General features: G+C 62.0%; 20 protein-coding genes and 2 pseudogenes. 10 read left to right on the top strand and 12 right to left on the bottom strand.

Features of this window, described 5'->3' with window-relative positions:
- The first annotated feature begins 364 nt into the window (after positions 1-364).
- From Amn_RS32680 to Amn_RS30920, 3 genes and pseudogenes are all read left to right on the top strand, one after another.
- Complete coding sequence (locus Amn_RS32680; protein ID WP_353622453.1) at positions 365-757, top strand: MucR family transcriptional regulator; 393 nt, start codon at positions 365-367, stop codon at positions 755-757.
- Between the two features lie 10 nt (positions 758-767).
- Entirely contained in the window at positions 768-1253 is a 486-nt protein-coding gene (locus tag Amn_RS30925) for a BA14K family protein (RefSeq protein WP_286299209.1), read from the top strand.
- A gap of 824 nt (positions 1254-2077) precedes the next feature.
- Positions 2078-2273 (top strand): annotated as a pseudogene (locus tag Amn_RS30920) (integrase core domain-containing protein); the annotation flags it as partial.
- 8 nt (positions 2274-2281) lie between these two features.
- Here Amn_RS30920 and Amn_RS30915 read toward each other — a convergent pair.
- The 3 genes from Amn_RS30915 to Amn_RS30905 are packed head-to-tail and all read right to left on the bottom strand — an operon-like array spanning position 2282 to position 5968.
- Positions 2282-3292 carry an HlyD family secretion protein gene (locus Amn_RS30915; RefSeq protein WP_286299207.1) on the bottom strand — a complete coding sequence of 337 codons (1011 nt, stop codon included), beginning with the start codon at positions 3290-3292 and terminating at the stop codon, positions 2282-2284.
- Between the two features lie 10 nt (positions 3293-3302).
- Entirely contained in the window at positions 3303-4580 is a 1278-nt protein-coding gene (locus tag Amn_RS30910; protein ID WP_286299205.1) for a glycosyltransferase family 2 protein, read from the bottom strand.
- The gene (locus Amn_RS30905) at positions 4577-5968 is read right to left on the bottom strand and encodes a TackOD1 domain-containing metal-binding protein (RefSeq protein WP_286299203.1); all 1392 of its coding nucleotides are present in this window, start codon (positions 5966-5968) and stop codon (positions 4577-4579) included. The genes Amn_RS30910 and Amn_RS30905 overlap by 4 nt, the downstream gene beginning before the upstream one ends.
- 1694 nt (positions 5969-7662) lie before the next feature.
- On the opposite strand from Amn_RS30905, the gene Amn_RS30900 reads away from it, so the two are divergent.
- Positions 7663-8064 (top strand): hypothetical protein, encoded by a 402-nt coding sequence (locus Amn_RS30900; RefSeq protein WP_286299201.1) that lies wholly within the window; start codon positions 7663-7665, stop codon positions 8062-8064.
- Between the two features lie 463 nt (positions 8065-8527).
- Here the strand turns inward: Amn_RS30900 and Amn_RS30895 are convergent, their stop codons facing one another.
- From Amn_RS30895 to Amn_RS30885, 3 genes and pseudogenes are all read right to left on the bottom strand, one after another.
- A complete protein-coding gene (locus Amn_RS30895; RefSeq protein WP_286299199.1) occupies positions 8528-10138 on the bottom strand; it encodes a BCCT family transporter in 1611 nt (536 codons plus the stop codon).
- 508 nt (positions 10139-10646) lie between these two features.
- On the bottom strand, positions 10647-10883 hold the full coding sequence (locus tag Amn_RS30890) for a metallothionein (protein ID WP_286299197.1): 237 nt from the start codon (positions 10881-10883) through the stop codon (positions 10647-10649).
- A gap of 77 nt (positions 10884-10960) precedes the next feature.
- A pseudogene (locus Amn_RS30885) lies at positions 10961-11800 on the bottom strand (vitamin K epoxide reductase family protein); the annotation flags it as partial.
- A gap of 36 nt (positions 11801-11836) precedes the next feature.
- Here Amn_RS30885 and Amn_RS30880 point away from each other — a divergent pair.
- On the top strand, positions 11837-12043 hold the full coding sequence (locus tag Amn_RS30880) for a CHRD domain-containing protein (protein ID WP_286299195.1): 207 nt from the start codon (positions 11837-11839) through the stop codon (positions 12041-12043).
- A gap of 180 nt (positions 12044-12223) precedes the next feature.
- Positions 12224-13027 carry a non-homologous end joining protein Ku gene (gene ku / locus Amn_RS30875; RefSeq protein ID WP_286299194.1) on the top strand — a complete coding sequence of 268 codons (804 nt, stop codon included), beginning with the start codon at positions 12224-12226 and terminating at the stop codon, positions 13025-13027.
- On the opposite strand, the gene ligD is transcribed toward ku (Amn_RS30875), so the two are convergent.
- Both ligD and ku (Amn_RS30865) read right to left on the bottom strand, forming a co-directional pair.
- Positions 13024-15621 (bottom strand): DNA ligase D, encoded by a 2598-nt coding sequence (ligD, locus tag Amn_RS30870; RefSeq protein ID WP_286299192.1) that lies wholly within the window; start codon positions 15619-15621, stop codon positions 13024-13026. The genes ku (Amn_RS30875) and ligD overlap by 4 nt on opposite strands.
- Positions 15622-15623: 2 nt before the next feature.
- Positions 15624-16505, bottom strand: coding sequence for a non-homologous end joining protein Ku (ku, locus tag Amn_RS30865; protein ID WP_286299190.1), 882 nt, complete (start codon positions 16503-16505; stop codon positions 15624-15626).
- Positions 16506-16732: 227 nt separating this feature from the next.
- On the opposite strand from ku (Amn_RS30865), the gene katE reads away from it, so the two are divergent.
- The 3 genes from katE (at position 16733) to Amn_RS30850 (ending at position 20379) form a co-directional block, all read left to right on the top strand.
- Positions 16733-18844 (top strand): catalase, encoded by a 2112-nt coding sequence (gene katE / locus Amn_RS30860; RefSeq protein WP_286299189.1) that lies wholly within the window; start codon positions 16733-16735, stop codon positions 18842-18844.
- A gap of 183 nt (positions 18845-19027) precedes the next feature.
- Positions 19028-19465 carry a DUF6894 family protein gene (locus Amn_RS30855; RefSeq protein WP_286299187.1) on the top strand — a complete coding sequence of 146 codons (438 nt, stop codon included), beginning with the start codon at positions 19028-19030 and terminating at the stop codon, positions 19463-19465.
- Positions 19466-19773: 308 nt separating this feature from the next.
- Positions 19774-20379, top strand: coding sequence for a cysteine hydrolase family protein (locus Amn_RS30850; protein WP_183194924.1), 606 nt, complete (start codon positions 19774-19776; stop codon positions 20377-20379).
- 75 nt (positions 20380-20454) lie between these two features.
- Here the strand turns inward: Amn_RS30850 and Amn_RS30845 are convergent, their stop codons facing one another.
- Together Amn_RS30845 and Amn_RS30840 are read right to left on the bottom strand one after the other, a co-directional pair.
- Positions 20455-20673, bottom strand: a complete 219-nt coding sequence (locus Amn_RS30845; protein WP_286299181.1) for a KTSC domain-containing protein — start codon at positions 20671-20673, stop codon at positions 20455-20457.
- A 92-nt stretch (positions 20674-20765) separates the two neighbouring features.
- Positions 20766-21695, bottom strand: a complete 930-nt coding sequence (locus Amn_RS30840) for an HU family DNA-binding protein (protein ID WP_286299179.1) — start codon at positions 21693-21695, stop codon at positions 20766-20768.
- Positions 21696-22021: 326 nt separating this feature from the next.
- Between Amn_RS30840 and Amn_RS30835 the strand changes: the two genes are divergently transcribed.
- Entirely contained in the window at positions 22022-22654 is a 633-nt protein-coding gene (locus tag Amn_RS30835; protein ID WP_286299177.1) for a DUF6766 family protein, read from the top strand.
- A 48-nt stretch (positions 22655-22702) separates the two neighbouring features.
- Here Amn_RS30835 and Amn_RS30830 read toward each other — a convergent pair whose 3' ends face one another.
- Both Amn_RS30830 and Amn_RS30825 read right to left on the bottom strand, forming a co-directional pair.
- Positions 22703-24523, bottom strand: a complete 1821-nt coding sequence (locus tag Amn_RS30830) for an alpha,alpha-trehalose-phosphate synthase (UDP-forming) (RefSeq protein WP_286299173.1) — start codon at positions 24521-24523, stop codon at positions 22703-22705.
- A gap of 94 nt (positions 24524-24617) precedes the next feature.
- Entirely contained in the window at positions 24618-26771 is a 2154-nt protein-coding gene (locus Amn_RS30825; RefSeq protein ID WP_286299170.1) for an amylo-alpha-1,6-glucosidase, read from the bottom strand.
- Position 26772: the final 1 nt, after the last annotated feature.

The raw sequence follows: 26772 nt of genomic DNA, 5'->3' as shown, positions 1-26772 counted from the left end.
ATGAAATCCAGGTCGCCGGGCCCAAAACAGGTACCACCTAAAGGCATGCTTACCTCCGGTATGACTGTCGAACGCTGAATGGAGAATTTTTGACAAACCCGCGCATCTCAGTCGAGTCATCAACGGTTGAACCTTAAATCGGCGATACTCGCATAAATTCTTTTGGACAAACCTCCCTGATCGTCTGACGTTTCGGAGGTCGATCGCCAATCTCGCGATGGCGTACTCGCCATGGCTATTGCAATGATAGCCGTTGGATAAATTAGATACCGCTTGCGTGACTATTGGAGAAATATGTCGACCGAAATATTGCCAAAGCCGGGCGGCCAGATTGTCGAGCTGACTTCCGATCTTGTCGCAGCTTATGTTCCAACAACCCGGTTCATGCAGCCGATCTGCCGGGCTTGATTGCAGACATCTATGCCAGCTTTACCAAACTGGGGGCACCTGTCGCCGCTGCCGCCGAACCGTTGACCCACCGGTGCCCATCAAAATAGCGGTTACTCGCGATTACATTATCGGCGTGGAAGACGCAAAGCAGTATCGGACGCTGAAACGGCATCTGGGGCTGATGGGGCTCCCCGCGCAGTACCACGCAAAGTGTCTTGGCGGCAATGGCGCGGAGACAGTCAGCGCTGACAGGTGCCTGCAAATGGCCTGTCACATGGGCGTGGTTTACCACGCCGTAGGGCCTCGTACGGCTTCACCGGAACCATTGCACCGGCGCGGACGTTGCAAAAATTGGGTAACGTCATGAGGAGTTGATCATGAGCAGGATCCTTTCCCGGCTGATGGCAACGGCAATCGCCACATCTTTTGCGGTAGCGTCCGTTATTCCGGCCGTTGCCGTACCTGCTTATCCACTGAAAGCACCGTCGGCAGAGGCTGCGTTCCAACAGGTTCAATATGATGGCTACTGGCAACGACGCATGAATCGCGATGATCGTCGCTATCGGGTAATCCGGCGTGGTAACGTGGTTTACCTCAATGGGCACCGCGGTTTTCGGGACTACCGGCCAGGCTATCGTCGATACAACGACTTCTGGTTCCCGGCTGGCGCCTTCATCGCGGGGGCTATCATTGGCGGAGCGCTGAACCAACCTCGTTATGCTCAGCCGCCATATGTCCAACGCACTAGAAACGACGCCCATGTCCAGTGGTGCTATGACCGCTACCGGTCTTACAGGGCCTACGACAATACCTTCCAGCCCTACAACGGTCCCCGTCGGCAGTGCTATTCGCCTTATAGCTAAGCTTTGCTAAGAAAAGCCCCGCAAGCTTGCGGTTGCAGGGCGTTGGGTAGCTTGGTCAGCGGTACCGTATAAATGGCCGCCTAAGCCATCGTGGCGCGGCAGCGGTGCGGATGCTTGAAGAAGACGGCGAGACGGACGGCAGCACGTGTCTCCAAGGCGCCATAGGGATGGCATTGGTAGCGTAGTGCCGATTTCCCCTCCCGATTTTGCCGAGTCGTTGCCCGCGCCTTGATGCGCACGTGGGCTGGGTGAAATGGGACATGGTCGCAGCGGTGTCATTTGAACGGCTGGACTTGTTTCGAACGGACCGCGATCGTCAAGGGAAACGTAAGTTTCTGACGATCAAGCGGGCCGACGCAGAATTCGAACGGGTGTTTCTGGCATCGTGACCGTTTGAACGCGAAAAAACCCCGCCTGCCGGAGCCAGCGGGGCTAGGGATGGGAGTGTGTCACACGGTGTCAGGCTATCATGATTCTGCTGCCCTTACGGCAGTTTAAAGCCTCCGCCCATCATGAAGGCGACGATGTTTAGGATAATGCCCCATGATGACCTGGCGCCGATCGGGCGGGTGGAATCGAGCAGTTGCTCGTCGTTATCATGGACGAAAACGATCCGAGGGTGCCGCCCGACGCACGGCTCTGCCATGGGATGCTCGAAGCTCAGCTCATGGTCGTGAGGGCACAGATCCTGGAGAGCAGCGGTACGGAGAAGCTCGGCAGCATCTCCAAACCAGATTCTAGTGGTCGGCGCTATGGCGGTCATCCGCTACGCCGAGCGACACGGGACTAGGCGAATGGCTCGTGCAGCTGATGGCACGGCGCACAACGGCAAGGCGGAGCGCTTCATCCAGACTTCGCTGCGCGAATGGGCCTATGTCAGGCCATACGCCTCATCGAACGAACGCACCAAAGCCATTCACCAGTGGGCAGACAACTACAATCTCGCACGGCCCACACTCAGCCCTCGGCGGCATCAGCCCATTCCGTAGACTGAACAACATTCTTGGAAACGACATCTAGGGCAACTTTCATTTCACCCAGCACCATCCGAAAACACAGCCGCGCACCACGACTTTCTGAGAAACGGCAAATGGACTCCCGTTGGGCAGCGCAATGCGGATGAGCCGGGAGCGATCTCTTGGTCGCAGCATGTTTTGAAACTCCGCAGGCAGTGCGTCAGCAATCTGGAGCACTTTTTCGACGGTGCCTTCGCTGCGATCGCTTCCAGCGCTGACGTCGACTTTCAATCCCTCGGTGACGGGGAATAGATACTCATCTGGAAGGTACGCCAGAATGTAAGACCGCCCGCCATTAATCTGAAGAAGTTCGTCGCCAGGACGGACGAACTGGCCGGGAACAGGCACGCGAGAACCAACCACTCCAGCGGTCAAGGCCTGGATTTTTCCGTCATCATATATTTCCTTAAGCTTGGCGACAGCGTTCTCGGCGACTTGTCGTGACTCTTGAACCATCCGAAGTTGCGCTTGGTTGTCCAGGCCTTGGGCAGTCAGTTCAGCCAGCCTTTGTGTCGCCTGGAAGCTTGTGCTCACAGCGTCATCGCGTGTCCGCATTGGGATTAGCCCCTGCCTGGCTACCTGGTCGAGCCTGGCTACCGTCTCGCCGCTTTCGCGCGAGGCGCGCTCCGCCAGTGGCAGGAGAATGGATATTGTTGTCGACTGTCCTCGCAACTCGGTCTCTTTCACTACCATTTCACTTGAGCGCACAGAAAGGTCGGCGATTTCCTTGACCATCTCGAAGGACTCGAGCTGGACGAGTAGCGCGCCATTGTCTACGACGTCGCCTTCGCTGACCAGAACCTTGACAATGGTGGCGGGATAGCTGGCCGCAACGACGCGCTTGTCATTGAGCACGATTCCGTCAGCCGACAGTATAACCAGTGAGCCGACGAGGTAGTACGCAATCATTAGGAAAAAACTCGCCAGCAATATAAGGTAAATCGCCCTACCCAAACGGCCGGTGTGCGATCTCTGTTGCTTGTCGATATTGTCTATAAGCGTTCTTTTGCGGATGTGTTGCATAGATGCGTGGTCACCACGGCCTAAGCAGACGCACTTTTGCCGGCACATAGTTGTCGCGATGAGAGCCTGAAACAAAGCACTCGTCGACGTAAGCGGTCAATCGCACAAATCGCATCACATACGACATGAACAGCGAATAGGCCGGCAGGAACGGCACGTTTCGTCCAAAGGCAGCGCGGTGGGTTATCCGGTTTGCCAAGGCGAGCATTGCGGCGTCGAACAGTAACAAGGCCGATTGGAGGGCGATCAGGATCGGGATGGCTTCGGGCCCAAAATGAGTGACAAGCCACAGAAGGTAGAGCGGAAATACGACCGTGCTTGCGACGCTGAAAAGAGCAAAGTCCCATTGGTGAAACGCCTCAGCGGAGCGGAAATTGCTCCCGAAGGGATTGAGCAGCCGACGATGCTTTCTGAACCTGAGCCAGAAAGCGTCACGCTCCCACCGCAGACGCTGTCGAATGTAGGCGTAAACCGACTCCGGCACATCGGTGTAGCACAACGCATCCGGAACAAAGGCAATGCGCCAGCCGGCTTGGCGCATTCGAATGGTAACATCCAGATCTTCGCCGCCACCAACGTCGAGCCCGCCAACCTGAGCCAACGCCTCGCGGCGAAATGCACCGAACGCCCCCGAGCAACATGTTATTTGCTCCATCGATCCGCCAAAGCGTTTGCCCACGGAGATGGACTGCAAATACTCAATTTCTTGGATCTGCGTCATCAGCGTTGCGCTGGCATTTCGCGGGGCGATGTCACCGCATGCCGCTCCGACGAGAGGGTCGTCAAAAGCACGTACCAGCGCTTCAATGGCAAAGCGATCGAACGAGCAGTCGCAATCGACGTTGATGATGATGTCGCCTTTGGCGATTTCGCAGGCGAAGTTCACGCCGCTTGACTTGCCGCCCCTGACATCAGTCGAAAGGACACAGGTCGCGTCACCGGATCCGACGATCTCACGCGCAACTTTGCTCATTCGATCGGTGGAGCCGTCACTGACAATCACGATCTCGAAGTCGAAAAACGACTGCTCCCTAAGCGATCGGACGCATGCCCGGATCGAATCCGCCTCGTTATGGCCAATCAGAACAACACTGACCTTGAGGGGCATGCAATGGGGTTGTCCGATCGGATCGGACTGCGCTGCTTCTCTTCTTTGGCTCAGCGCCAGCGCAGCAAATGGCAGGGCGTAGCGCGGCAGATCGAACATCAGCGTGTACCAGAAGATCGCAACGACGCTCGACAGGGTCTGTGAATATAGAAACGAGAGGCCGAATTCGATGTCAGTCACGCGATCGCCCCGTCCGAACCACCCCACAAGATGCGCAGCCTCGGCTGCAGATGGTCTGACAGAACTGCCTCGCACATGTTGAGAATGACCTGTGCATCAGTCTCCCGGTCGGATTGCGTCAGATGGAAAAAGAGCACGAAATCGCGTTCGGTCGACGAATGTACGGTGGCCATTCCCGCCAGATGGCCTTGCAAGTTTTCGGCGAACAATCGGCGGAGGGAGGTAAAAGTCGCTTCGCCGCGCCGACTTACGATTTCGTCCTTGGCCTCATAGATCAACTCTGCAACGACGCAATCGTGTAGCACCGGCAGGTCATTCGTGAAGGAGCGCAACTCCTTTTGCAATCCGTCTGGGCAGTCTCGGAGTTGTGGTGGCGAATGCAGTGCCTGCCGCGTACCGTCGGTGAGCTGATGGGTGGCGTAGTCGCTCAAAGCATAGGAATACAGATCGACTGTCGTTACCTTTTGGCCATCGATGCTCACTCCGCAGTCTTGGCACACAAACCCGATTGCCGGCTCTGACGTCGTGTGGCGGCATTCGCCACATATTTGCACGCTTCCCGGCTTGTCGTAGTCCTTTCCGTAGTTTCGCAACTGCTTGCTGCATTTCGGGCAGATAAGTGCATTGCCACGGCGAAAGTCGACCTCCGGGCCAAGTTGGGCGCAGCTGTAGTGATGGATCAACTCTGCTTCATCAAGGTTGGCTGACCGGCAGTTTGGACATTCTTCCCTCACCACAAGTCGGTGCGAGCCGCATGGGTCACATTGATGATGCCTGTCGACGAAATGCCTGTCCAACCAGCCTCGATTTGCAAGAGCCTCCGCGATCAGCACGGTCGAATTGGTGTCGAGAAATCCCTTCATGGCGAAAAAATACTTGGACTCTGGATCACGAACCGGCGTGAGGGCTTCGCCCGACACAAACAAGTGCGCCAGCATTCTTGAAGCCGGTGAATCTGCCAGTAGAAATCTGTGTGACAGGCGGGCTCTTCTTTCGGCGAACTTGCTGATAAGGCCTGCCGTTTTTATGATCGATTTCGGATCGGCGACGTCGAAATCGACGTCAGCGACATGGCTGGATCGGCCGGTCATATTGACCACCGGCACCAAGCAAAGGTTCCTGGCGCTTCGGAAGTCATCGAGTGCCAAAACGTGTCGCTCGTCCGTCAGAACAATGGCATCCGCATCGCCGCTGTCGACGACTTCGAAAATCTTGCGAAGATTGCTGAATTGCGTGCTCGCCTTAGGAAGCAAGGCCACACGCGGAGCGGGTATGCCGAACTGCTCCCAGATAGACTCGCAATATGCGGCTGAAGTGTATTCTAATGTATTAAAACCACGCTCGGAAATCTTGAGCTTTTCGATTGACGAGAAGTTTCGACTTAGCACGAAGCGACTCCGCACAATCAACGAATAAATTAACCGCCCGGCGAACTCCGGCAATTTTAACCGAAAGTTAAGCTTCAGATCATGCAGGTCAATCGCGTATAAGAGCTACGCTGCCTCTAGCTATTTCGATCTATTATCAGCTGGTCGCGCTGGGCATGCGACTGCTTGGACGGCTCACCTCTTGCGCTGGTCTCTGTGGTTCAATTCCCATGTCCAGCGCTTCCCATAGCGTTGCCTTCGCGACCGGCGGCCGCGTCAATTCGGAGCCTGTTCCGGTATATCGCCAGGGCGAATGATGCGCGTTGTCCCCGTGTTTGGTGGAGGCTCTTCGATCTCGTGGTCGCCGATCTTTGGCGGAGTCAGAACGCCCTTGCAGTGTTCCAAGGTGTTTTCAGAAGGTAAAGCCTCTCTTGACGTGTCGACCGTCGGATCTTCGCTGTGATCCCCGGGCTTTGCCTGACAGGGGTCAGCCGGAACCAATTCTTCGCCACCATTTGAGGATTGCGCCGTTGCCGAGGCAACAGCTCCTACTGTACACGCCACTATGACCACAATCCGTTTCAGCCACACAAAGGCGCACGGTTCAACACGCGTTTTTGCGCTGCCTGCGGGGCCGGGGGAGGGTGGCGGAACACCTGGCTGCACGACTGCCGGGGCTATTGGCGGCGGATGCGGACGCGCCGGCGCGGGATTGGGACTGCGACTGTCAGGACCAGGAATAGGCATATTCGGCTCCCATCACAGCTGAGGTTCTGCTTATTTAATCCGCGAACCTGCGACGTGTTCCGACCGCTAGAGCGGTCACCATCACGACCGATCCCGATGCGCGCCTTGCTGTTCCAACGGTTTGGCCCAAATGGAACTCACTGTGAAGTGATCACGCGCATGCCGACTGGGATGGCCAGAAAATCCAGTACGCAAACCGAGTAGGATCGCCGCACCGGCAAATCGTCTGCCGGAACTCTCAGCAAAGCAGGCTTCGCGCGCCAGCGGGAGACACGTTGGGAAAGCGAGGGTTACGTCTGTATTTGCGCGCGTTCGACGAGCGCGCGCAACAAACAGTTCACCACGGTCAATCGCTTGGCCAACGGACACGCCAAGCTGAGCGACGACGGGTTGCGACAGGCCTGCGCCGGAACAAGCGGACGGGCCAAGCGTTGTGTAAGTCAATGGTGGCTGGAGAACTCCAATGGATATCACGACGCTTCTAATAATCATCCTGATCGTATTGCTAATTGGAGGAGGCGGTTGGTACGGTCGAGGCCGATGGTATTGACCCTGTCACGCGCGAACGGTGTCTTTATGTAAACAGGGATTTGAACGAACCGTTGCTCAGGTTATCTTGCGAGGACACCATTTCGAGCAGAAAATTCCATCTGTTCCACCTTTGCATCTCAAGGTCCGTTGGCGTTCGTCCCACGTTCCAACAGTCAGCACATTCGACTGGTGTATACGCCTCCACGCTCACGGGCATACTGAGCCGACGATTGCGAGCCTTTTTCCGTTTTCAACACGAAGGAACTATTAGATCGTTTCCGAATTGATGATGCTCGGAGCGTGATGCCCCCTCAGCGATAGCGCTCTGGAGAGCGGGGCCTGCTGGGCGTCCCCAGCAGGCCCAAGTTTCTGCGCAAACAAGGCGCCTGCTTTATAGGCTAGCCCAGATAGCCGACGCCTAAAAAATGGAGGCAGCGATGAAGCATCACAGCATCGAACAACTGCAAGCCTTGGCCGACGTCGTTCCTATGACGCGCATCGAGCGTCTCGAGCGCTGGGCTAGATTGCTTAAGGACCAGCCGAAGCGACGTCTGACCACCCTTTCTGGCACCGAGTTTCTCCCGCACGCCGAACGACAGACCATGCGCGCATCGGGTTCGCCCATCACGGTGGCTTTCGAGGATCCAGTCTTCCGAGCAGCGGGGCTTAGTGACGACAGTTACGGCGAGGCCAAGCGCTTCTTCGAACTATCCGACCGGCAGCTGCATAACATAGTCTGCCACTGTCATCTCGGCGAGTCGACCAGAGGTGCCAGCGCTGCCCGACGCGTCCGCGCCGCAATCGGTTGGTGGCCACGGATGCGGGCGTTCTTCGCCTGAGGGCCAAGACGTTCCTGCCACTTAGCAAGGGCCGTGACAGAACGTCTGGAGCCGGGCCGAATTTCGCTACCAGGAGGCACATGAAGCACTGGAATGACTTAGCTTGAATAACCGGGGTAAGCGGTCGCCCGTTCTGACCAGCACGAACGAGCGTCTTGCGCCAATTCCGGCCCTTCGGTGCGCTCCTCCATTTCGGACCTTCGCTCTGCTGCTCGTGTTGTGAAGGCCTGCTGACGCGGCCCGCTGCACGGCAGTTCGCGCATAACGCCGGCGTCCGCAAGCCCTCGCAACGACAGCCCTGGGCCAGAAGGCAAAGGAAGGTTGGTTTCTAGCTCCAGTGCGAGGTGAGCCTCTCAGCGGCCGCGGCATTCTCCGCTTCCAAGTCGCTTAGGGTTTCGCCTTCTCCACATAAGAGCACTAAGAGACCGGTCGCTTCGCCCGATCGGCGAACAAACACCATCGCTCACCTTGTCCGGGCGCGATTTATCAGCGCGGTTTCCGACTGAAGCGTCTTCCAGGTCGCCACCATCATGAGCAGTAGCAGCAGGGCAAAGGGAAAGCCGGTCGCGATGGCGCTCGCCTGAAGCGCGGCAAGCCCGCCGCCGAGCAGCAGTGCAATGGCAACCAGGCCTTCGAAAGTGGCCCAGAAGACGCGTTGCGCTACAGGCGCGTCGACCTTGCCGCCAGCTGTGATCGTGTCGATGACTAACGAGCCTGAATCAGAGGAAGTGACGAAGAATACGATCACCAGCACGATACCGATCAGCGATGTGAGCCCCGCCAATGGCAGGGGCTGCAGCAGCCGGAATAGCGACAATTCAGGCGTGTAGGCCACGACGGTCTCCTGCACGCCCTGATAACCATCGTTCAGGAATTGCGAAAGTGCCGTGCCGCCAAAGGCTGTCATCCAGAAGATCGATACGACCGTCGGAATGAGCAGCACGCAGACGATGAATTCGCGCACTGTGCGGCCTCTCGATATACGGGCGATGAACATGCCGACAAATGGCGACCAGGAGATCCACCACGCCCAGTAGAAGGTGGTCCAGCCATGGAGGAACTCGTCGTCAGTGCGCCCGAAGGGATTGGACAGCGCAGGCAGATTGGTGACATAGGACCAAGTGTTGCTGAAGAAGCCGGCGACGATTTCCCCGGTCGGTCCAAGAGCGAAGACGAAAGCCACCAGCAGCACAGCGAGGACCATGTTGATCTCGGACAGGCGCTTGACGCCCGCGTCCAGGCCGGCGACAACCGAACCCAGCGCAATTGCCGTGATGCCGGCGATAAGCAGAACTTTCATCGTGTCCGTCACCGGAACGCCGTAAAGGAAGTTGAGGCCGGCCAACGCCTGTTCTGCCCCAAAGCCAAGTGATGTCGCCAATCCGAACAGGGTGGCGAAGACGGCCATAATGTCGATGACATGGCCAATCCAGCCGCGAACGCGCTCGCCGAAGATCGGATAGAAGGCGGAGCGGACCGACAGGGGCATGCCCTTGTTGTAGGCGGCCAAAGCCAACGACAGCCCCAAGACCGCATAGATCGTCCACGGATGCAGGCCCCAATGGTAGATGGTCGCGGCCATGGCGGCTTCGCGCGCGGCCTCGACAGCGCCGGCACTCAACACGCCGTCGGCAACCGGGCCGGCGATGCCCAGAGGCGGGTTGTTGAAGTGATACATCGGTTCCAGCACGCCAAAGAACATCAGCCCTATGCCCATCCCGGCGGCAAAAAGCATTGAGAACCAGCCGGCATAGCCGAATTCCGGCACGGCGTCGGCACCTCCGATGCGCACGCGACCCATTGGCGACAGGACGACGGCGAGGCAAAACAGGACGAACAGATTGCCGGCTATGATGAACAGCCAGTCGAAGGTGGACGTGAGCCATACACGCAAGTTGCCGAGCGCCGGGCCGACGGAACTCCTGAAGATCAGGGTGAAGATGACGAAGCCGACGATGATTACCGCAGAAACGAAGAAGACCGGATTGTGAATGTCCAAGCCCAGAACGCGAATGTTGTCCTGGCCGGCTTCCAGGCCATGATCCTCGGTCGCGGTGGTTTTGATAGACGACATGCTTCCCTCCCTGAGATTTTGTCATGCGTCGGTCGGCCATCGGGCCGTGCGCAAGATGACTCGGTTGCCCTTGCGTCATGGTCCTGATTGCGACATCGTCGCAACAATTGCGACCTGATGTGCGACTCTGGCGCGTAGCAACGCGAGGCCCAAGTTGACGCCCCAACCCGCGAAAGCCCCGGCGGGCCTTTCTCCCACCGGCCACGCACTGAGCGCGCATTGGGCGTTCGCCCAGGAATAGGTGCGCCAAGGCCGAGCCCGTTGTGCCGTCGACCAACCAACACCGACAGTGTCAAGGAACAGGCCGCTGTCATGGCGACCACCTGCACCTGCGCGTCCGCGTAGAAAGCCTGTGTTGCCACAGGTCACGCTGCATGAGGTACCGCAGCCGGTCGCGCTGACGGAACCCTGCCGAAGATCAAGCTGATGTTCGACGATCGCCGCAGTGCCAGCGCCACGCCACCGGTCAAACGCCTGCCCGCGCTTTCGGAAGCTCTGGTGGCGTGGCTCAACGGGCCCGGTCGATCAGTGCATCCGCCCCTTCCTGCTCTGCGCAGTGCGCGCAGCAGTAGATCACGTCGCCCTGTTCGACACCGTGCCCGATGATGCGCACATTGCAATGCGGGCAGGTCGGGGCCAATTTCTGGATCGCGCACTCGAAACTGTCGAACGTATAGCTTTCCTCCGCAATGATCACCTCAAAGGCCTTGTCGTAATCGTTGCCGCACTGGTCGCATCTGGCCATCGTTCCTTCTCCTTTCGATATCGAAAACCAACGACCGCGGCGGCGATCCGTTCCTGCGCCGTGCACGAAGACTGTCGGACGATCGCCCTATCCCAGCCGCCGTAGTGCTGATCGCTGCGGACCCCTCGCGGCAGGCTCAGGTCGATCAGTGCGAGCCCGATCACAAGGTTCACCGCCGTTGCAAGGCCCGATCCTCCATCCAGCGCGCACGGTGCCGCCGCAATCCACGCGCCAAGGGCTATATTGGGAAAGCGCACGGCCCGCACAATCTCGGCCATGGCGGTGATTGCGACGAGGATAACGAGGCAGCCGACGATATGATCGCTGAAGTACGCGGCTCGGCGCCAAGGACGAGCGGCGTCGCCATCAGCAGGACGCCGAGCGCTATGCTTGCGCCAAGTGACCAGGGGAAGGTCACCGCCGAAGAATAAATCCTTAAAGGCTTCCCAAGCCGGGCGATCGAGGTCGGCTTCCAGCGTCGGATCCTCCGAAAGCGCCGGCCCGCCCCTCCAGAAAGTCCGCCAGGACGGCTCGCCCGCTTTCTGGCCCGCCACAGATATTGGACAGTCGCCAGCACCTCGTCGATCGAGTAGGGGATGAGGATCACCCTCATCGCGGCCTGGAATGATGCACGGCGTGCAAAGGGCCCCGATAAGCGGCGGCTGGACGATGACAAAAGAGACGCAGGATGACGAGCAGGCCGAACAGGAGCACCACCTAAGGCTTCGTCCGCCAGCGGCGCCGGTGGCGATCGCGCCGGCGAGAATGTCCAGGCCATAGGCGAAGGCGCCGAGGCCGGCGTCCGCGATGGGAAAACCTTTGGATAGCCAGGAGGTGACGACAGCTTCGCTGCCGCCGGCCGCGGCAGCTACTCCGGAACCGAACAACGGATCCCACAGACTGTCTATGTGGCCCATGGAACGCTACTGGCGGTGCTGTCCCTGTCGGAGAGCATGAAGTTCAAGGCCGATCTGAAGGCCGCGAGCGAGGTTCCGCCGACCGACAGCACCGGAACCGGGACTGCCGATGTCTGTCTCGACAGCGCAACCAAGAAGCTGAGTTGGACGGTGACATCGACAAGTCTCACCGTCGACATATCTGCGAGCCTCGCCGCCTGGAGCGATGGTGCTTTTACTCGAGCGGCGAGTTGCGCCTGCTAGACGCGGTCGACGAACTTGTTGAACCGGCTGGGTCGCATCGCCGCAATCCTGGCCGCCATCGCTGATGATCTCTCCTCATGCATCCCGGGGGATGCATCCTGACACCTGCCCAGGAACGCAAGCCCGTATCTGACGTTACTCCTGCTCGACATCTGGCACTCGACACGCGGGAAGACACCGATGGCACAGCGCGCATTCTGGAAGGGCTACATGAAACTGTCGCTGGTGACCTGCCCGGTGGCGATGACGCCGGCAACCAGCGGGTCCGAAAAGGTCCGCTTCCACACCCTCAACGAAAAGACCGGAAATCGCGTCGTCAGCCACTATGTCGATGCCGTCACCGGCAAGCCGGTCGACGAGGACGACGAGGTCAAGGGCTATCCCAGGGGCGAGGACGACTATGTGCTGCTCGAGGACGAGGAACTCGAGGCCGTCGGCCTTGAAAGTACCCGGACCATCGATATCGAGAAGTTCGTTGCCGCAGACAGCATCGGCTGGATCTGGCTGGACAAGCCGCATTATCTGATCCCGGACGACAAGGTCGGTGAGGAAGCGTTCTCGGTGATCCGCGACGCCATGGCGGCGGCCGGCATGGTGGGCATCTCGCGCCTCGTGCTCTACCGGCGCGAGCGCGCCGTGATGCTCGAGCCGCGCGGCAAGGGCATCGTCGTGTGGACATTGCGTTATGGCGACGAGGTCAGGGACGCCGGCGACTATTTTACCGGGATCGATGCGCCGAAGCCTGATCCGGATCTGATGACCCTGGTGACCCGCCTGATCGACAGCCGCACAAAGCCGTGGGACCCTGACATGGTGCGGGATCCCGTCCAGGAAAAGCTGCTCGACATCATCGCCTCCAAGAAGAAGGGGCGCCGTCGGCCGGCCAGGGAAAAGACCGAGCCGGCCGCTTCGTCGGGCAATGTCGTCAGCATCATGGATGCGCTGAAACGCAGCATCAAGTCAGAAGGGCGCGCCAAGAATTAGCCGGCCTTTCGGCGCTTTGCTGCAAGCGGGACGGCGGCGGCGCGGAAATCCTCCCAGGGATCGCTTGCCAGGGCTTCGAGGCGCTTGGGCATGTTTTCGACGGTGAAGTGGGCCGGTCCGATGTCTGCGCCGAGCTCCTCCCACGACAGCGGCGCCGACACCGCAGCGCCCGGTCGGGCCCGGGTCGAATAGCAGGCGACGGCGGTCGCGCCGCGCTGGTTGCGCAGATAGTCGACGAGGATCTTGCCGCGCCGCTTCGATTTGGTGATCGTCGAGACGTAGCGGTCCGGATCGTCGGAGGCCATCTCGTCGGCGAGCGCCTTGGTGAAGGCCTTGACCTCGGGCCAGTCGGCTTTCGGCTTGAGCGGCGCCACGACGTGCAGGCCTTTGCCGCCCGATGTTTTCAGGAAGGCGGCAAGCCCCTTGTCGACCAGCCGCTGCCGCACCTCCTGTGCCGCTTCGGTGACGGCCAGCCAAGAGACGCCGTCTCCCGGATCGAGATCCATGACGATCATGTCAGGATGTTCCCAATCCGCTGCTGTCGAGCCCCAGGGATGAATTTCCAGCGTCGCCGACTGGACCAGGCCGAGCAGGCCATCGAGGTCGTTGATGCTGATCAGCGGCGCGCCTTCTTTTTCCTTGGGGTCCTTGATCAGCCCGATGTTCGGGTTCAACCCTTTCCAGGCATGCTTCTGGAAGAATTTTTCGCCTGTTATGCCGTTCGGGCAGCGCAGCAGCGCCAGCGGCCGGCCGACGACGAACGGTGCCATGTGGCGCCACACATCGGTATAATAGTCCGCCAGCCCCTCCTTGGTAACGCCATCATCGGGCCAGTAGAGGCGGTCGGGATGGGTGAGTTTGACGGTGCGGCGTTGCGGCGGCGGAGGCTTTGCGCCGGACTTTCTGATTTCGCGGACGATCTCCGTCGCCGGCTTGTCGTCGCGCAGGCCGCGAAACGAGGCGTGGCGCAGGTGGCCATCCGCGGTCCACGCCCTGAACTCCACTTCCGCCACCAGCTCGGGCCGGACAAACCGGGCCTGGCGCCTTTCGTCGGCCGACAGGCGTCCGGCAAATGGGCTGGTCGCAATCTCCAAGCGATGGAGCCGCTCAAAGAGCTGCCTTGCCACGGCTTCGGTGAAACCGGTCCCGACACGGCCGACATGGTGAAGCTCCTTGCCGTCGAACACGCCGAGGATGAGCGAGCCGATAGCCTTGCGCGACACGCTGGAGGGCACGAAACCGGCGACGACGAACTCCTGGCGGGCCGAGCATTTCGACTTGATCCAGGACTTGCCGCGGCCGCTGCGATAGGGCCCATCGCGCAGCTTCGACACCACGCCCTCGAGGCTGAGGCGGCAGGCGTGGCGCAGTACCAGGCTGCCGCGTTCCTCGAAATGGCCGCTGTAGCGAACAATGCCGTTGCCCTCGGGAATAAGCTGCTCGAGCCGTGCCTTGCGTGCCGAGAGCGGCGTCTGAGTGAGGTCATATCCCTCAAGATGGAGCAGGTCGAAGGCGTAGAAGACGAAGCGATCCATCCGGCCCGCGCTCAGGTCGGCCTGCAGGGCGGAGAAATCCGACGCGCCCGTGCCCGTCTCGACGACAAGTTCGCCGTCGATGAGTGCCGTGGTGACGGGCAGCGCTGCGAGCGCGTCGACGACCGCCTTGCCGAATTTGGCCGTCCAGTCGAGCCCGCTTCGCGTCGACAGGAAGACATCGCCATCTTCAAGCCGCGCCTGCAGGCGGTAACCGTCGAACTTGATTTCGTGTAGCCAGCGCTCGCCTGTCGGCGGCGACGCCGCAAGGGTTGCAAGAGCCGGCTCGACGAAGGCAGGAAGGGCTGCCTTTCTGGCTTTCGGCATGTCGGCAAGTGCTGCGGTCGGCGCCTCATGCGCGGCCTTGCCGCGCGCCCCCGACTTCCGCGTCCCCGACTTCTGGGCCCCAGTCTTCCGTGCCCCAGTCTTCCGTGCTGTTGCCTTGTGCTGCAGGGTCTTGGGGCCACGGATGCGCCCGGTCTTCGACGACCAGCCGGGAGCTTCGCCTGAGACCTCCGCCAAGTCCCGCCCCGTCTTCACCGACAGCGGCAGCTCGTCCAGCACGTCCTCGCCATTGTCGCGGGCAAATTCATCGTCGCCCTTGATCAGCAGCCAGTTTTCCCGTTTCTCGCGCGGTTTTCCGCGCATGCGCACGAGATGCCAGCGGCCGTGAAGCTTCTCGCCGTCGAGTTCGAAATCGAGCTGCCCCTTGGCATAGCCGCCCGCGCCGTCGCCGATCGGAGTCCAGCTGCCGCGGTCCCAGACGATCACGGTGCCGCCGCCATATTCGCCTTTCGGGATCGTTCCTTCGAAATCGCCATAAGCGAGTGGATGGTCCTCGACATGCACCGCCAGCCGCTTGTCGCCGGGCGACAGGCTGGGCCCCTTGGTGACCGCCCAGCTTTTCAGCACACCATCCATCTCCAGCCGGAAATCGTAATGCAGGCGTGTGGCATCATGTTTCTGGACGACGAAGCTGTTGCCTCTGCGGCGCCCCTGCCGCCCCTTAGGTTCGGGCGTGGCGCCGAAATTCCGCTTTTTGCGATAGGTTTCGAGCGCCATGATCATCCGGCCTTGCGCTGCGGCGGCTGTGCCTTGGCAGGTTTTCGCGCCCTCTTTTGCGGCGAGGTCTTCTTTTGCCCGGCGCTCTTGTTTTGCTTCGTGGCTTTGCCGGCAACGCCGGCGCTCTCACGCAGCGCGGCCATCAGATCTATCACATCCCCTCGTTTCGGCTGTTTCGGGGCGGTGATCTTCTTGCCCTCCAGCTTTGCCTTGACGAGGTCGGCCAGTGCCGCCTCGTAGCGGTCGTCGAACGTCGCCGCGTCGAAACTGCCCTTCTTGGTCTTGATGATGTGCTGGGCGAGGTCCAGCATCTCGCCTTCGATCTTCATCGCGGGGATTTCGCTGAAGGCGTCCTTTGCCGAGCGCACCTCGTAGTCGAAATTGAGCGTGGTGGCGACCAGGCCGTGGTCATAGGCTCGGATCAGCAGCGAGCGCACCCGCCGGAACAGCACGGCCTGGGCGATGGCGACGACGTTCTTTTTCCGCATGCCCTCGCGGATGAGCGCGAAGGCCTCCTCGGCTGTGTCGCCTGACGGGGCGAGATAATAGGGACGGTCGAAATAGACGTCGTCGACATCGGCGCAGGCGATGAAGGCGGTGACCGAAAGCGTCTTGTCGCTTTCCGGCACGGCAGCTGCCACTTCCTCCGGCGACAGCAGGACATAGTCGTCCTTGCCGACATCATAGCCCTTGACCTGCTCTTCGCTGTCGACGGCCTTGCCGGTCTCGCTGTCGACGAATTCGCGCTGGACGCGATGGCCCGTGGCGCGGTTGATGGTGTGGAAGGCGATGCGCTCCGACGTCGAGGCGGCGGTGTAGAGGGCGACCGCACAACTCAGTTCCCCGACCTTCAGCGTCCCCTTCCAGTTGGCTCGCGGTGCCATGTGTGCCTCCGTTCGACGGGGCAACGTGCTGCGGCGGCGGTTTGTTCCGGCGGCCCTCGGCAAATCGTTGCGATGGGGCTGCCGCGGAGGTCAGGCGAGGCCAAGTGCTGCGTTCGCGCGCTGCCGGAATCCCGCGCTGCGAAGACGCCGCGAAAATCAGGAACCCGATCGCCATCCCTGCATTTGGGAAGGAAGCGACGGCGGATTCTCTCACGAAGGAAACGACAATGGCCAAAACTCCGAGCGCCTCGGCACGCAAGCCTGCGACAATTCACGATCAGAAGCTGGAACGCGGCAGCGGCGGCGAACTGCACCAGACGGCAACGGGCGGCATCGACGTGCTCACCACCGCACAGGGCGGCCCCGTCTCCGACGATCAGAATTCGCTCAAGATCGGCGCAAGCGGCCCGACCGCGCTCGAGGATTTCCATTTCCGCGAGAAGATCTTCCATTTCGACCACGAGCGCATTCCCGAACGGGTGGTGCATGCCCGCGGCTACGGCGCGCATGGCTATTTCGAAACCTATGAGTCACTGGCCGCCTATACCCGGGCCGACCTGTTTCAACGGGCGGGCGAAAAGACGCCGGCCTTCGTCAGGTTCTCGACCGTCGCCGGCAGCAAGGGCTCGTTCGATCTTGCGCGCGACGTGCGCGGCTTCGCCGTCAAGCTGTACACCAAGGAAGGCAATTGGGATCTCGTCGGCAACAACATCCCGGTGTTCTTCATCCAGGACGCGATCAAGTTCCCCGACATCATTCATTCGGTGAAGCCCGAGCCCGACCGGGGCTTTCCCCAGGCGCAGTCGGCGCATGACACTTTCTGGGACTTCATCAGCCTGACGCCGGAATCGATGCACATGATCATGTGGGTCATGTCGGATCGCGCGATCCCGCGCTCGTTCCGCTTCATGGAAGGCTTCGGTGTCCATACCTTCCGCTTCGTCAATGCCAAGGACGAATCGACCTTCGTCAAGTTCCATTGGAAGCCGAAACTCGGGCTGCAGTCGGTGGCCTGGAACGAGGCGGTGAAGATCAATGGCGCCGATCCCGACTTCCATCGTCGCGACCTCTGGCAGGCCATCCAGTCGGGCAACTTCCCGGAATGGGAAATGCGCGTCCAGATCTTCGACCAGGACTTTGCCGACAGCTTCGATTTCGACGTGCTCGATCCGACCAAGATCATTCCCGAAGAAATCCTCGAACCGATCGCGGTCGGCCGCCTTGTGCTCGACCGGATGCCCGACAATTTCTTCGCCGAGACCGAGCAGGTCGCCTTCATGACCCAGAACGTGCCGCCGGGCATCGATTTCTCCAACGACCCGCTGCTCCAGGGGCGCAACTTCTCCTATCTCGACACCCAGCTGAAGCGGCTCGGCAGCACCAACTTCACCCATCTGCCCATCAACGCGCCCAAATGCCCGTTCCACCACTTCCAGCAGGACGGGCACATGGCGATGCGCAATCCTGTCGGCCGGGTGAACTACCAGCCCAATTCATTCGGCGAGGGCCCCCGGGAATCGCCGCAGCAAGGGTTCCGCTCCTTTGCCGATGCCGAAGAGGGCCAGAAGGTGCGTCTGCGCGCCGAGAGCTTTGCCGATCATTACAGCCAAGCCAGGCAGTTCTTCCAGAGCCAGACCGCTCCGGAACAGCGCCACATCGCCATGGCCCTGACCTTCGAGTTGAGCAAGGTGGAGACCCCGGTGATCCGCGAACGTATGGTCGCGCATCTGCGCAACATCGATGAGAGCCTAGCGACCGCCGTCGCCGACAAGCTCGGCATTAAAAAGCTTCCCGCGCCGGCGGATGCCGCGGTCGCACCGCGCGACGACCTGAAGCCGTCGCCGGCGCTCAGCATCATCGAGAACGGTCCCGACAGCTTTGCCGGGCGCAAGCTGGGCGTGCTCGTCAGCCCCGGCGCCGATGCGGCGCTGTTGAAGAAGCTCCAGGCGGCGATCGACAAGGAGGGAGCCGTGATGGAGGTCGTGGCGCCTAAGGTCGGCGGGGTCGAAGCCGCCGACGGCAGCTGGATCGAAGCCCGGCACATGGTCGACGGCGGCCCGTCGGTCCTGTTCGATGCGGTCGCTCTCGTCGTTTCGGAACAGGGAGCCGAACGCTTGGCAGGCGAGGCGGCTGCACGCGACTTCGTCGCCGATGCCTTCGCCCACTGCAAGTTCATTGCCTTCACCGCGGAAGGGGTGCCGCTGCTGGAGAAGGCCGGGGTCGATCCTCAAGCCGACGAAGGCCTTGTGCCTCTCGGCGATGCCAAGGCGGCAAAGGCATTTGTCGAAACCTGCCGCAAGCTGCGGCTGTGGAGCCGGGAGACGGCGGTCAAACTCTAGCCAAGCTGCGACAACGGGGCTGCGACCACGGGCAGACATCGCGGGCAGGGGGCGGGGCAGCCATCACGGGAGCCGATCATGCAAATCATCCGAACGGAAATCGAACAGGATCTCGCGGCCGAGGCCCATCCCATCCTGCGCGTCATGTTCAGGGGCGAGGGCGGCTAATGTGTCATCGTTGCCATGGCCGACGTTGACAGCCTTGCCGGCGACGAAGCCGCGGCAATCGAACGGGCAAAGGCCGTGCTCGTCCAGACCGCAACATTCGACAGCGCCGTTAACGACTATGACGCCCAGAGCAACGGCAACTTTGATCAGGTCACTGAAACGGCAGTGACGGATCAGGATGGCGGGATCTACGTCTTCGAATATCGCGACGGCGATGGCTCCCGGCGGGTGCCGCCCTCGAAGATGCCCAGCCTGGATGCCGCTCGTGAGGAAGGGCTTCGCTGTGCGGTCGAGGTGCTGGCCGACCTCGACCTGAACACGGGGCCCATCCCCGACTGGCTCATCCGGATTTACGACGAACACGACACCCTTCTTGCCGTCGTCGACCTGGAGCAGGCGGACGCAGCGCGCCAGGCGGCCGATCAGAAGGCGGACCGTCGTGACGGATCGTAGCGAGGGGTATCGTCTCGAGGCCGCGATTCTTTGCACCCCCTCTGTCCTGCCGGCCCCGCAAGGGCGAAGATCAGCCCTCGTTGCTGCCCGCGCCAATCTCCGGCGCAGGACGAGGCTGCCGCTGCCAAACTCCCCCCTTGCCACGGAGATATCCGGCAGGTCAGAGGCGAGCAACGTCGAGCACTTTCCTTTGAAGTCGGTGACAACCCTGCTCCACCGGCGGAGAACATCCGGTTCGGAGAGGCCGCGATCCTTCTGGGGCCGGCGAGGCGTACTGTTTCGGACAAGCGGACGCCGGGAGGGCGGTGATGGCGGCTGAGGGGCTGGTGCATGGTCCGCTGGGCGACAACTGTCTCCATCTCTGCGTCGACATGCAGCGGCTGTTTGCGCCTGACGGCCCGTGGTCGGTTCCCTGGGCGCAGAAGGTGCTGCCGGCGATCGAAGAGCTTGCTGGGGCGCATGCCAGTCAGACTCTGTTCACCCGCTTCGTTCCCGCCGCCCGTCCGGGAGAGGGGCCCGGCATGTGGGCACGCTATTACAGGCGATGGGCGGAGGTTACGCTGACACGCATGGACCCGGCCTTTGTGCGGCTGCTGCCTGCCCTGGAGCGGCTTGTTCCTCCGGCCCGCGTCCTCGACAAGCACGTCTATTCGCCATGGACCGAGGGACGTCTCGACGCGCTGCTGGGAACGGAGTTCGACACGCTGGTCGTCACCGGCGGCGAAACCGACGTCTGTGTCCTCGCCACCGTCCTCGGCGCCATCGATCGGGGATATCGGGTCGTGTTGGCGACGGACGCATTGTGCAGTTCTTCCGACGCGACGCATGACGCCCTCATGCAACTCTATCACTCCCGCTTCAGCGAGCAGGTCGAGACAGTGACGGTCGAGGAGATTCTGCTGAACTGGCAGTGACTGGAGCTTCGCGGAACGGGGATCGATATTACCCGGGCGCGGCGGAGGCACAGCTGGCGTAGCGTCGCTGCTTTCCTATCTCGCCGCCAGCCTGTCGGGCACGAGGCGATGGCGGAAGCGGTCGCGGATGTGGGCATTGAAGAAGCGCCCCTTCGAAAAGGCGCTTCGGAATGCGGCGTAGGTCTCGGGCGGCACCGCCACGTAGTCGTAGCGTCTGCCGCTGACAGCGAACCAGACCGACAGCACCCGGGTTTCCGGATCATAGGCGGTGTCACGGATCGAGGTCGACGGCATTTCGCTCAGGCTGGCGCAAAGGCTTAGTTAAGCCGGCCAAGGCGCCGGGACGGCACGGGGTCCAGCAGGCCGATAGCGCGCTGTATCAGGCCTCATCGCGAGAGGTAGCGGACCTCGTCGTCGTCGCGCTGCCAGCCGCCCAGGGCGCCTGCCGCACTGGCGATGAAGGCGCCGATGGCCAGCGACAGGGCGCCCACCAGCGCGAAGGTGGCGCTTGCCTTGCGCGCCGTGTCCGCAGCCTGCTGCGCGGTGGCCTTGGCTTCGCCGATGCGGGTCAACACGGCGTCGACGCGCGCCTGGGCATCGGCCTCGGACAATCCGGTGCGCGCGGCGACCAGTTGCACCAGGTAGGTGCGATCCTCTGCCGAAACTTCATTCGTCGTCGCACTGGCCAATAGGATGCGCGACGCCTGCCGCGCCGCCTGATCGGACTCCGCCGTGCCGGGGGCGGCGACCCTGGCGGGATCCGACGGCCGGAACAGGGTGTCGACGAAATAGGACGTCGCCGTGTCGACCGCGGGCGAATCTGCGTTGGCGGTCGCGGCCGCAGCGGCACCCGAGGCGACATTCGACGCGGCCTGGACGCCGCTGCCGACGGCGGCCGACAACACCGACCCCAGTACGCCGGCGACCAGAAGCGTGGCCAGCGCCCAGGCGAGAAAGCCATGCGCCGTATCCCTGAAGAAGGTTTCGTCGGTGTGGATGCCTACCCATTTGGTGCGCAGGCGGCCGGTCAGGTAACCGCCGACGGCGGCCGACAGCCACTGCACGATCACCAGCCAGACGGCGGTGGAAGCCGCAAAAGTCGTGATCGTGACGCCCGCGCTGGGCCACGGCGAAACCATCGTCAGGCCGAGGCCGGACCCGAGCAGCATCAGCACCAGCGTAATGCCGGCCGCCGCAGCGGCGCCGGCCAGGATCGGCCCCCAGTTGATCGCGGAGGCGGTGGATTCCGGGGCGGAGGATGCGGGCGAAGTGGCGATGCCTTGCGCGGCCAGCGTCTCGTCGGGAACCAAGGTCATGTCATCCTCCTAGCGCACGAAAAGAAGGATCAGGATGATGATCGGGATCGGAATCCCAAGCAGCCAGAGAAGAATACCGCGTCCCATTTACGTCTCCTGCACGTGTTCGGCGCCACTCCGGCGCGCTGTTTCGGTGGATGAACAGTCCAAAGGAGAAGCGTGCCGGGGCGCAAATGGTTCCTCGGAGCGGAGACTTTATGGCGGCAGGCTTTTCGGTGGGCGGCTTCACCGGAGAGCTGCACGAGACGCCCGGCCCAAACTGCGGCTCTGCTCGAACCATATCCCCGCCTGGCCGTTGAAGGGTGGTTCGTCACATGGAGAGTGCAATGAAACGCTGGCTCAGGGACAACGGCCTCACCCTCACATTGATGCTTGTCTTTCTGCTGTCGATCCTGGGAATGGCGATCGCGGGCTTCGCCCATGAGAGCCGGGAGCTGGCGCTGCACGGCGAAGCGCCGCCGCGTTTTCTCGCCTATCTCGGCTCGGGAACGTTTGTCTCGGCCGTCTTCGAGAATTGGGAGAGCGAGTTTCTCCAGATGAGCGCCTATGTCATGCTGACCGCGTTTCTGTTCCAGCGCGGGTCGGCGGAATCGCTCGATCCCGACGATCCGCACAGGCCAGGCGACACGCCGCCCGCCAGGCTGCGCGGCCGCATCAGGAGGTGGCTCTACTCCTACGGGCTGGGGTTGAGCCTTGCCGGCCTGTTCGTGCTTTCGTTCACTATCCACTGGCTGGCAAGTGCGGCTGCAGCCAATGAGGAGGCGGCACGCCACGGCGGCGAGATCACGTCCGTCGTGAGCTATCTGTTCGACCCGCTGCTCTGGTTCGAATCCTTCCAGAACTGGCAGTCGGAGTTTCTCTCGACGGCGATGCTGATCGTGCTGTCCATCTTCCTGCGTTTCAAGGGCTCGCCAGAATCGAAGCCTGTCTCCGCACCACACGGCCAGACGGGAGCCTGAGCTGCCGAGCCGGTCCGATCAGGGCAAGGGTTGCGTCGCAGCGCAAAACTATTTGATTTCCATCCTGGCGCGCGCCTCAGTGCCACGCCGGCGCGTCCGCGTGCCGGCGAGAAACCGCCTGAGGAAGGCTTGCGGCGGCGGCAAGGGGGCAGGGGCGACGCCGTTCTCCACCGCGCGGTTGCGCTTGCGCAGCCGGGCCGCATCCTGGAGCAGGGCGCCGGCCCAGCGATAGACGTTGTTGGTGCTGACGACCTCGCGCAGCCTGTGCATGCGCTCGCGCTGCTCGTCCTCGGGCATGGTGATCGCACGCTGCATGGCTTCGGCCATCGCCGACGGATCGAACGGATTGACGATCAGTGCGTCGAGCAGCTCCCGCGACGCCCCGGCGAAGGTGCTGAGGATCAAGACGCCCTGTTCGTCGTCGCGGGAGGCGACAAATTCCTTGGCCACCAGGTTCATCCCGTCATGCAAGCTGCTGACCACGCAAGCGTCGGCCGCGCGGTAGGCGGTGTAAATATCGGCCTGGTTGTGGTGTTCGTCGAGCAACAGGATCGGCTGGTAGTCCTTGTCGCCAAACCGCCTGTTGAAGTCGTCGACGAAGGTCCGGCATTCGGCGTGCAGGTCGCGATAGGCGGGCAAGGTACCGCGGCTGGGGGCGGCGATCTGCACGAAGACAAGCCTGCCCACCCATTCGGGATAGCGCTCGAACAGCTGCTGGAAGGCAAGGAACCGATCGAGGATGCCCTTGGTGTAATCCAGTCGCTCGACCCCGACCAGCAGCCTGGTTTGCGGATCGAGACCGTGACGGCTCAGCATCCTGTCGCGACATTCCTGCACCGTGGGCTGCGTCGCAAGCGCTGCAGGCGGCCATTCGATCGAGATCGGATAGGGGTGAACCAGCGTCGTCTGGCCGCCATAGGAGATCGAGGAATGCTCGCGCTCGATGCGGCTTTCGAGGAAGCGGTCGACGCTGTCGGTGAAGTTGTTGCAATGGAACTGGATGTGGAAGCCGACGACCGAGCTGCCGAGCAGACCATCGAGGATCTGTTCGCGCCAGGGACAGATGCTGAACACTTCGGGGTTCGGCCAGGGAATGTGCCAGAAGGTGACGATCGTTGCGTCCGGCAACTTGTCGCGGACCATGCGCGGCAAAAGCGCGAAATGGTAGTCCTGGACAAGGACCACGGGATCGGGCGTGCGGGCTTCGGCGACGATGCGGTCGGCGAACTTCTGGTTGACGGCGCGATAGGCCTCCCAGTCGGATTCGCGGAAGATCGGCCGGGTGAAGACAATGTGGCAGAGCGGCCAGAGCCCGTCATTGGCGAAGCCGAGATAATATCCCTTATGCTCCTCCTCGCTCAACCAGACGCGGCTCAGCGTGTAGCGCGGCCCGTCGGGCGGGACTTCGATCCGGTCGTGCCGGTCGACGACCATCCTGTCGGCGGTGCCGCCGCCATGGGCGATCCATGTGCCGGCACAGGCACGCATGACCGGCTCCAGCGCCGACACCAGGCCGCTCGCCGGCACGATCAGTTCGACCTTGCCGTTCTTCAGATTGTGGATGTAGGGCTCCCTGTTGGAGACGAGGATGATCTCGGCGTCGGGAAGCTCGCTTTCAATGACATGGCGCATCGTCTCCGCAGTCCAGGCGATCGTCGGGGTTTCGACAAGCCGATTGTTCCGTTCGAACTCCGGCAGCAGCTGCCGCGGCGGCTCCTGTGCGGTTCGCCGCAGCTGGCCGGCATCGTCCGATATCGGCGCCGGACGGCGCCGCCACGCGGCGATCGATACCGCAATGGCGATCACAGACATGCCCAGCGCGACGAGGGCCACGCTCGCCAGGTTCAGGAATGCAGGATCGTATGTCATGCCGTCGCTTGAAATGAATGGAACAGGCTACAGAAGCTGAACTCGTCCGGCGTGGATCGGTTCCTCCGTCTGGACAGTTTGCAGCCCGTGTTGGTCAACTCCGCACCACAAGCGGCGCGCGGCCTTCGTCACGGGCATCAAGGAACGCGGCAACCCGGTCGCCGACACGCTGGAAATTGAGGTCGACCTGCGCCCGGCCGACGCGCAGGCGTCTGACCGTCAGCGTGTCGATGCCGATCGGCAGCCTGGGCCTGTTGACCCTGATTTCGTTCTCGAACCCGTCGATCTCGAGGCCGAGGCAGGCCTGCATCAGCATGAAGGCCGACCCCGACGACCAGGCTTGCGGCAGGCAGGCGACCGGGTAGGCGACAGGTGCTTCGCCCGGCGCCCTGGTGAAGCCGCAAAACAGTTCGGGCAGGCGCATGTTGAAATGGACGGCGGATTCGAAAGTGCCGCTCAACAGCCGGACGAGGCTATCGCGTTCGCCGTAGCGCGCCATGCCGGCGCCGCACATGGCGGTGTCGTGCGGCCAGATGGAGCCGTTGTGATAGGACATCGGATTGAACGGGATTTCGTCGTCGGCAAGGGTGCGGATGCCCCATCCGGTCTGGAAGCCGGCCGCCAGAAGCTGGTCGACGAGGCGCCGCGCCCGTTCCGGCGACGGCAGGCCGACGAAAAGCAGGTGCCCTGCATTGGAGGCGCGAACCTCGCAGGGCTTGCTCTCGCCATCCAGCGCCAGCGCGTAGAAGCCCTTGCCGTCCATCCAGAAATGGCGTTCGACGGCGGTCCGCATGCTCTCGGCGCACTCCGCCCAGCGTTTCGCCGCAGCTTCGTCGCCCCTTCGTGACGCGAGGTCGGCGAGGCCGCGATAGGCGGCAAAGGCATAACCCTGGACTTCCACCAGCGCGATCGGGCCTTGCGGAATGCGTCCGTCGGCATGGAAGACCGCGTCGGAGCTGTCCTTCCAGCCCTGGTTCGACAAGCCGGTGTCGGCGGCGCGCTGGTAGGCGACGAAGCCGTGCTCATGGCTGGCCCGCATCGCATCGATCCAGCCGGCTGCGGCGCACAGCGACGGCCAGAGTTCGTCGATGAACGCCATGTCGCCGGTGCGTCGGGCGTAGGCGCCGGCGAGATGGACGTAGAGCGGCGTGGTGTCGACGCCGCCATAGTAGCGGCCGAAGGGCAGCTCGCTGAGCGCCGTCATCTCGCCCTTGCGCGTCTCGTGCATGATCTTGCCGGGCTGTGAATCGCTGAAGGCAAGCGTTTCGGTGGCCTGATGCCGGGCAAGGAACGACAGCACGCCCTTGGCAAGACCGGGATTGAGCCAGAGCATCTGCAGAGCCGAGATCACGCCGTCGCGCCCGAAGGCCGTCGAGAACCAGGGTATGCCGGCATAGGGATAAGGACCAGTCGCAAGTTCGGTCGTCAAAAGCGCGATGTCGGCGCGTGCGCGCGACATCCAGTCGTTGAAGACCCGACCCGAACTGTGCAGCGTCGCGCCGTGCCGGCGCTTGGCGCGCATGCGCCAGCGGGCGTGGGCGGCGGCCGAACGGTGGCGCTCGCGGCTGGGTGGCGCGACATGGCTTGCGCCGACCTCGACGAACAACGAGCCGCCGCCGCGGCGGGCGAGGCTGATGCGAAATTCGGCGTTTCCGGCGCTCAGTTGCACCGGCTGCTCGGAAAAGGAGATGACGGACTGGCGGACCAGCGTGTCGAGGCCTTCGTAGCGCAGCACGACATGATCGGCTGACGTTTCACTGGCAAAGGTCCTGCCGCGCTTCCGGCGCGCGGTTCCGCGCACTTCGAACATGTCGCGAAAGTCGGCGTCGAACTCCAGCGACACCGGGACCACGAGCTCCCTGTCGCTGTAGTTGGCAAGCCGGATGCGCTCGAACATCCGGTCCTGCCACAAAAGCCGCGAGCGTTCGACATGGATGATCCCCTGCGGCAGCTGCTCCAGCGGCATGTTGGTCATGTTGGCGGTGAAGACGATGTTGTCCTGGCTGAGCGAGGCGCCGAGCAGCGTCGGCTCGCGTCCGCCGACCCGCAACCGCAGCAGCGACAGCACCCGCGTGTCGTCGCGGAACAGGCCGTCGCCTCTGCCCTGTATGTCGCCGCGATCATTGGCAACGACAAAACAGTCGCCGTCCTTGAGGGCGTATTGCCGGTGCGGCGTCCTGGGCGGTGCATCGTCGAGCGCTGCGAGCGCCACCGCGGGGTCGAGCTGGCGTTCGTCGAGTTGTGCCATG

This window comes from Aminobacter sp. Y103A, from assembly GCF_030294925.1.
GTDB lineage: Bacteria > Pseudomonadota > Alphaproteobacteria > Rhizobiales > Rhizobiaceae > Aminobacter > Aminobacter ciceronei.
This window is presented reverse-complemented; position numbering and strand designations above follow the sequence as displayed.

Excerpts from the sequence above, each read along its gene's own strand:
- Amn_RS30840 (WP_286299179.1), bottom strand. The coding sequence starts at position 21,695 with ATGACCTTGGTTCCCGACGAGACGCTGGCCGCGCAAGGCATCGCCACT.
- Amn_RS32680 (WP_353622453.1), top strand. The coding sequence starts at position 365 with ATGTTCCAACAACCCGGTTCATGCAGCCGATCTGCCGGGCTTGATTGC.
- Amn_RS30880 (WP_286299195.1), top strand. The coding sequence starts at position 11,837 with ATGAAGTTCAAGGCCGATCTGAAGGCCGCGAGCGAGGTTCCGCCGACC.
- Amn_RS30900 (WP_286299201.1), top strand. The coding sequence starts at position 7,663 with ATGAAGCATCACAGCATCGAACAACTGCAAGCCTTGGCCGACGTCGTT.
- Amn_RS30895 (WP_286299199.1), bottom strand. The coding sequence starts at position 10,138 with ATGTCGTCTATCAAAACCACCGCGACCGAGGATCATGGCCTGGAAGCC.
- Amn_RS30855 (WP_286299187.1), top strand. The coding sequence starts at position 19,028 with ATGGCCGACGTTGACAGCCTTGCCGGCGACGAAGCCGCGGCAATCGAA.
- katE (WP_286299189.1), top strand. The coding sequence starts at position 16,733 with ATGGCCAAAACTCCGAGCGCCTCGGCACGCAAGCCTGCGACAATTCAC.
- ku (WP_286299190.1), bottom strand. The coding sequence starts at position 16,505 with ATGGCACCGCGAGCCAACTGGAAGGGGACGCTGAAGGTCGGGGAACTG.
- Amn_RS30835 (WP_286299177.1), top strand. The coding sequence starts at position 22,022 with ATGAAACGCTGGCTCAGGGACAACGGCCTCACCCTCACATTGATGCTT.
- ku (WP_286299194.1), top strand. The coding sequence starts at position 12,224 with ATGGCACAGCGCGCATTCTGGAAGGGCTACATGAAACTGTCGCTGGTG.
- Amn_RS30825 (WP_286299170.1), bottom strand. The coding sequence starts at position 26,771 with ATGGCACAACTCGACGAACGCCAGCTCGACCCCGCGGTGGCGCTCGCA.
- Amn_RS30850 (WP_183194924.1), top strand. The coding sequence starts at position 19,774 with ATGGCGGCTGAGGGGCTGGTGCATGGTCCGCTGGGCGACAACTGTCTC.
- Amn_RS30890 (WP_286299197.1), bottom strand. The coding sequence starts at position 10,883 with ATGGCCAGATGCGACCAGTGCGGCAACGATTACGACAAGGCCTTTGAG.
- ligD (WP_286299192.1), bottom strand. The coding sequence starts at position 15,621 with ATGGCGCTCGAAACCTATCGCAAAAAGCGGAATTTCGGCGCCACGCCC.
- Amn_RS30845 (WP_286299181.1), bottom strand. The coding sequence starts at position 20,673 with ATGCCGTCGACCTCGATCCGTGACACCGCCTATGATCCGGAAACCCGG.
- Amn_RS30830 (WP_286299173.1), bottom strand. The coding sequence starts at position 24,523 with ATGACATACGATCCTGCATTCCTGAACCTGGCGAGCGTGGCCCTCGTC.
- Amn_RS30915 (WP_286299207.1), bottom strand. The coding sequence starts at position 3,292 with ATGCAACACATCCGCAAAAGAACGCTTATAGACAATATCGACAAGCAA.
- Amn_RS30925 (WP_286299209.1), top strand. The coding sequence starts at position 768 with ATGAGCAGGATCCTTTCCCGGCTGATGGCAACGGCAATCGCCACATCT.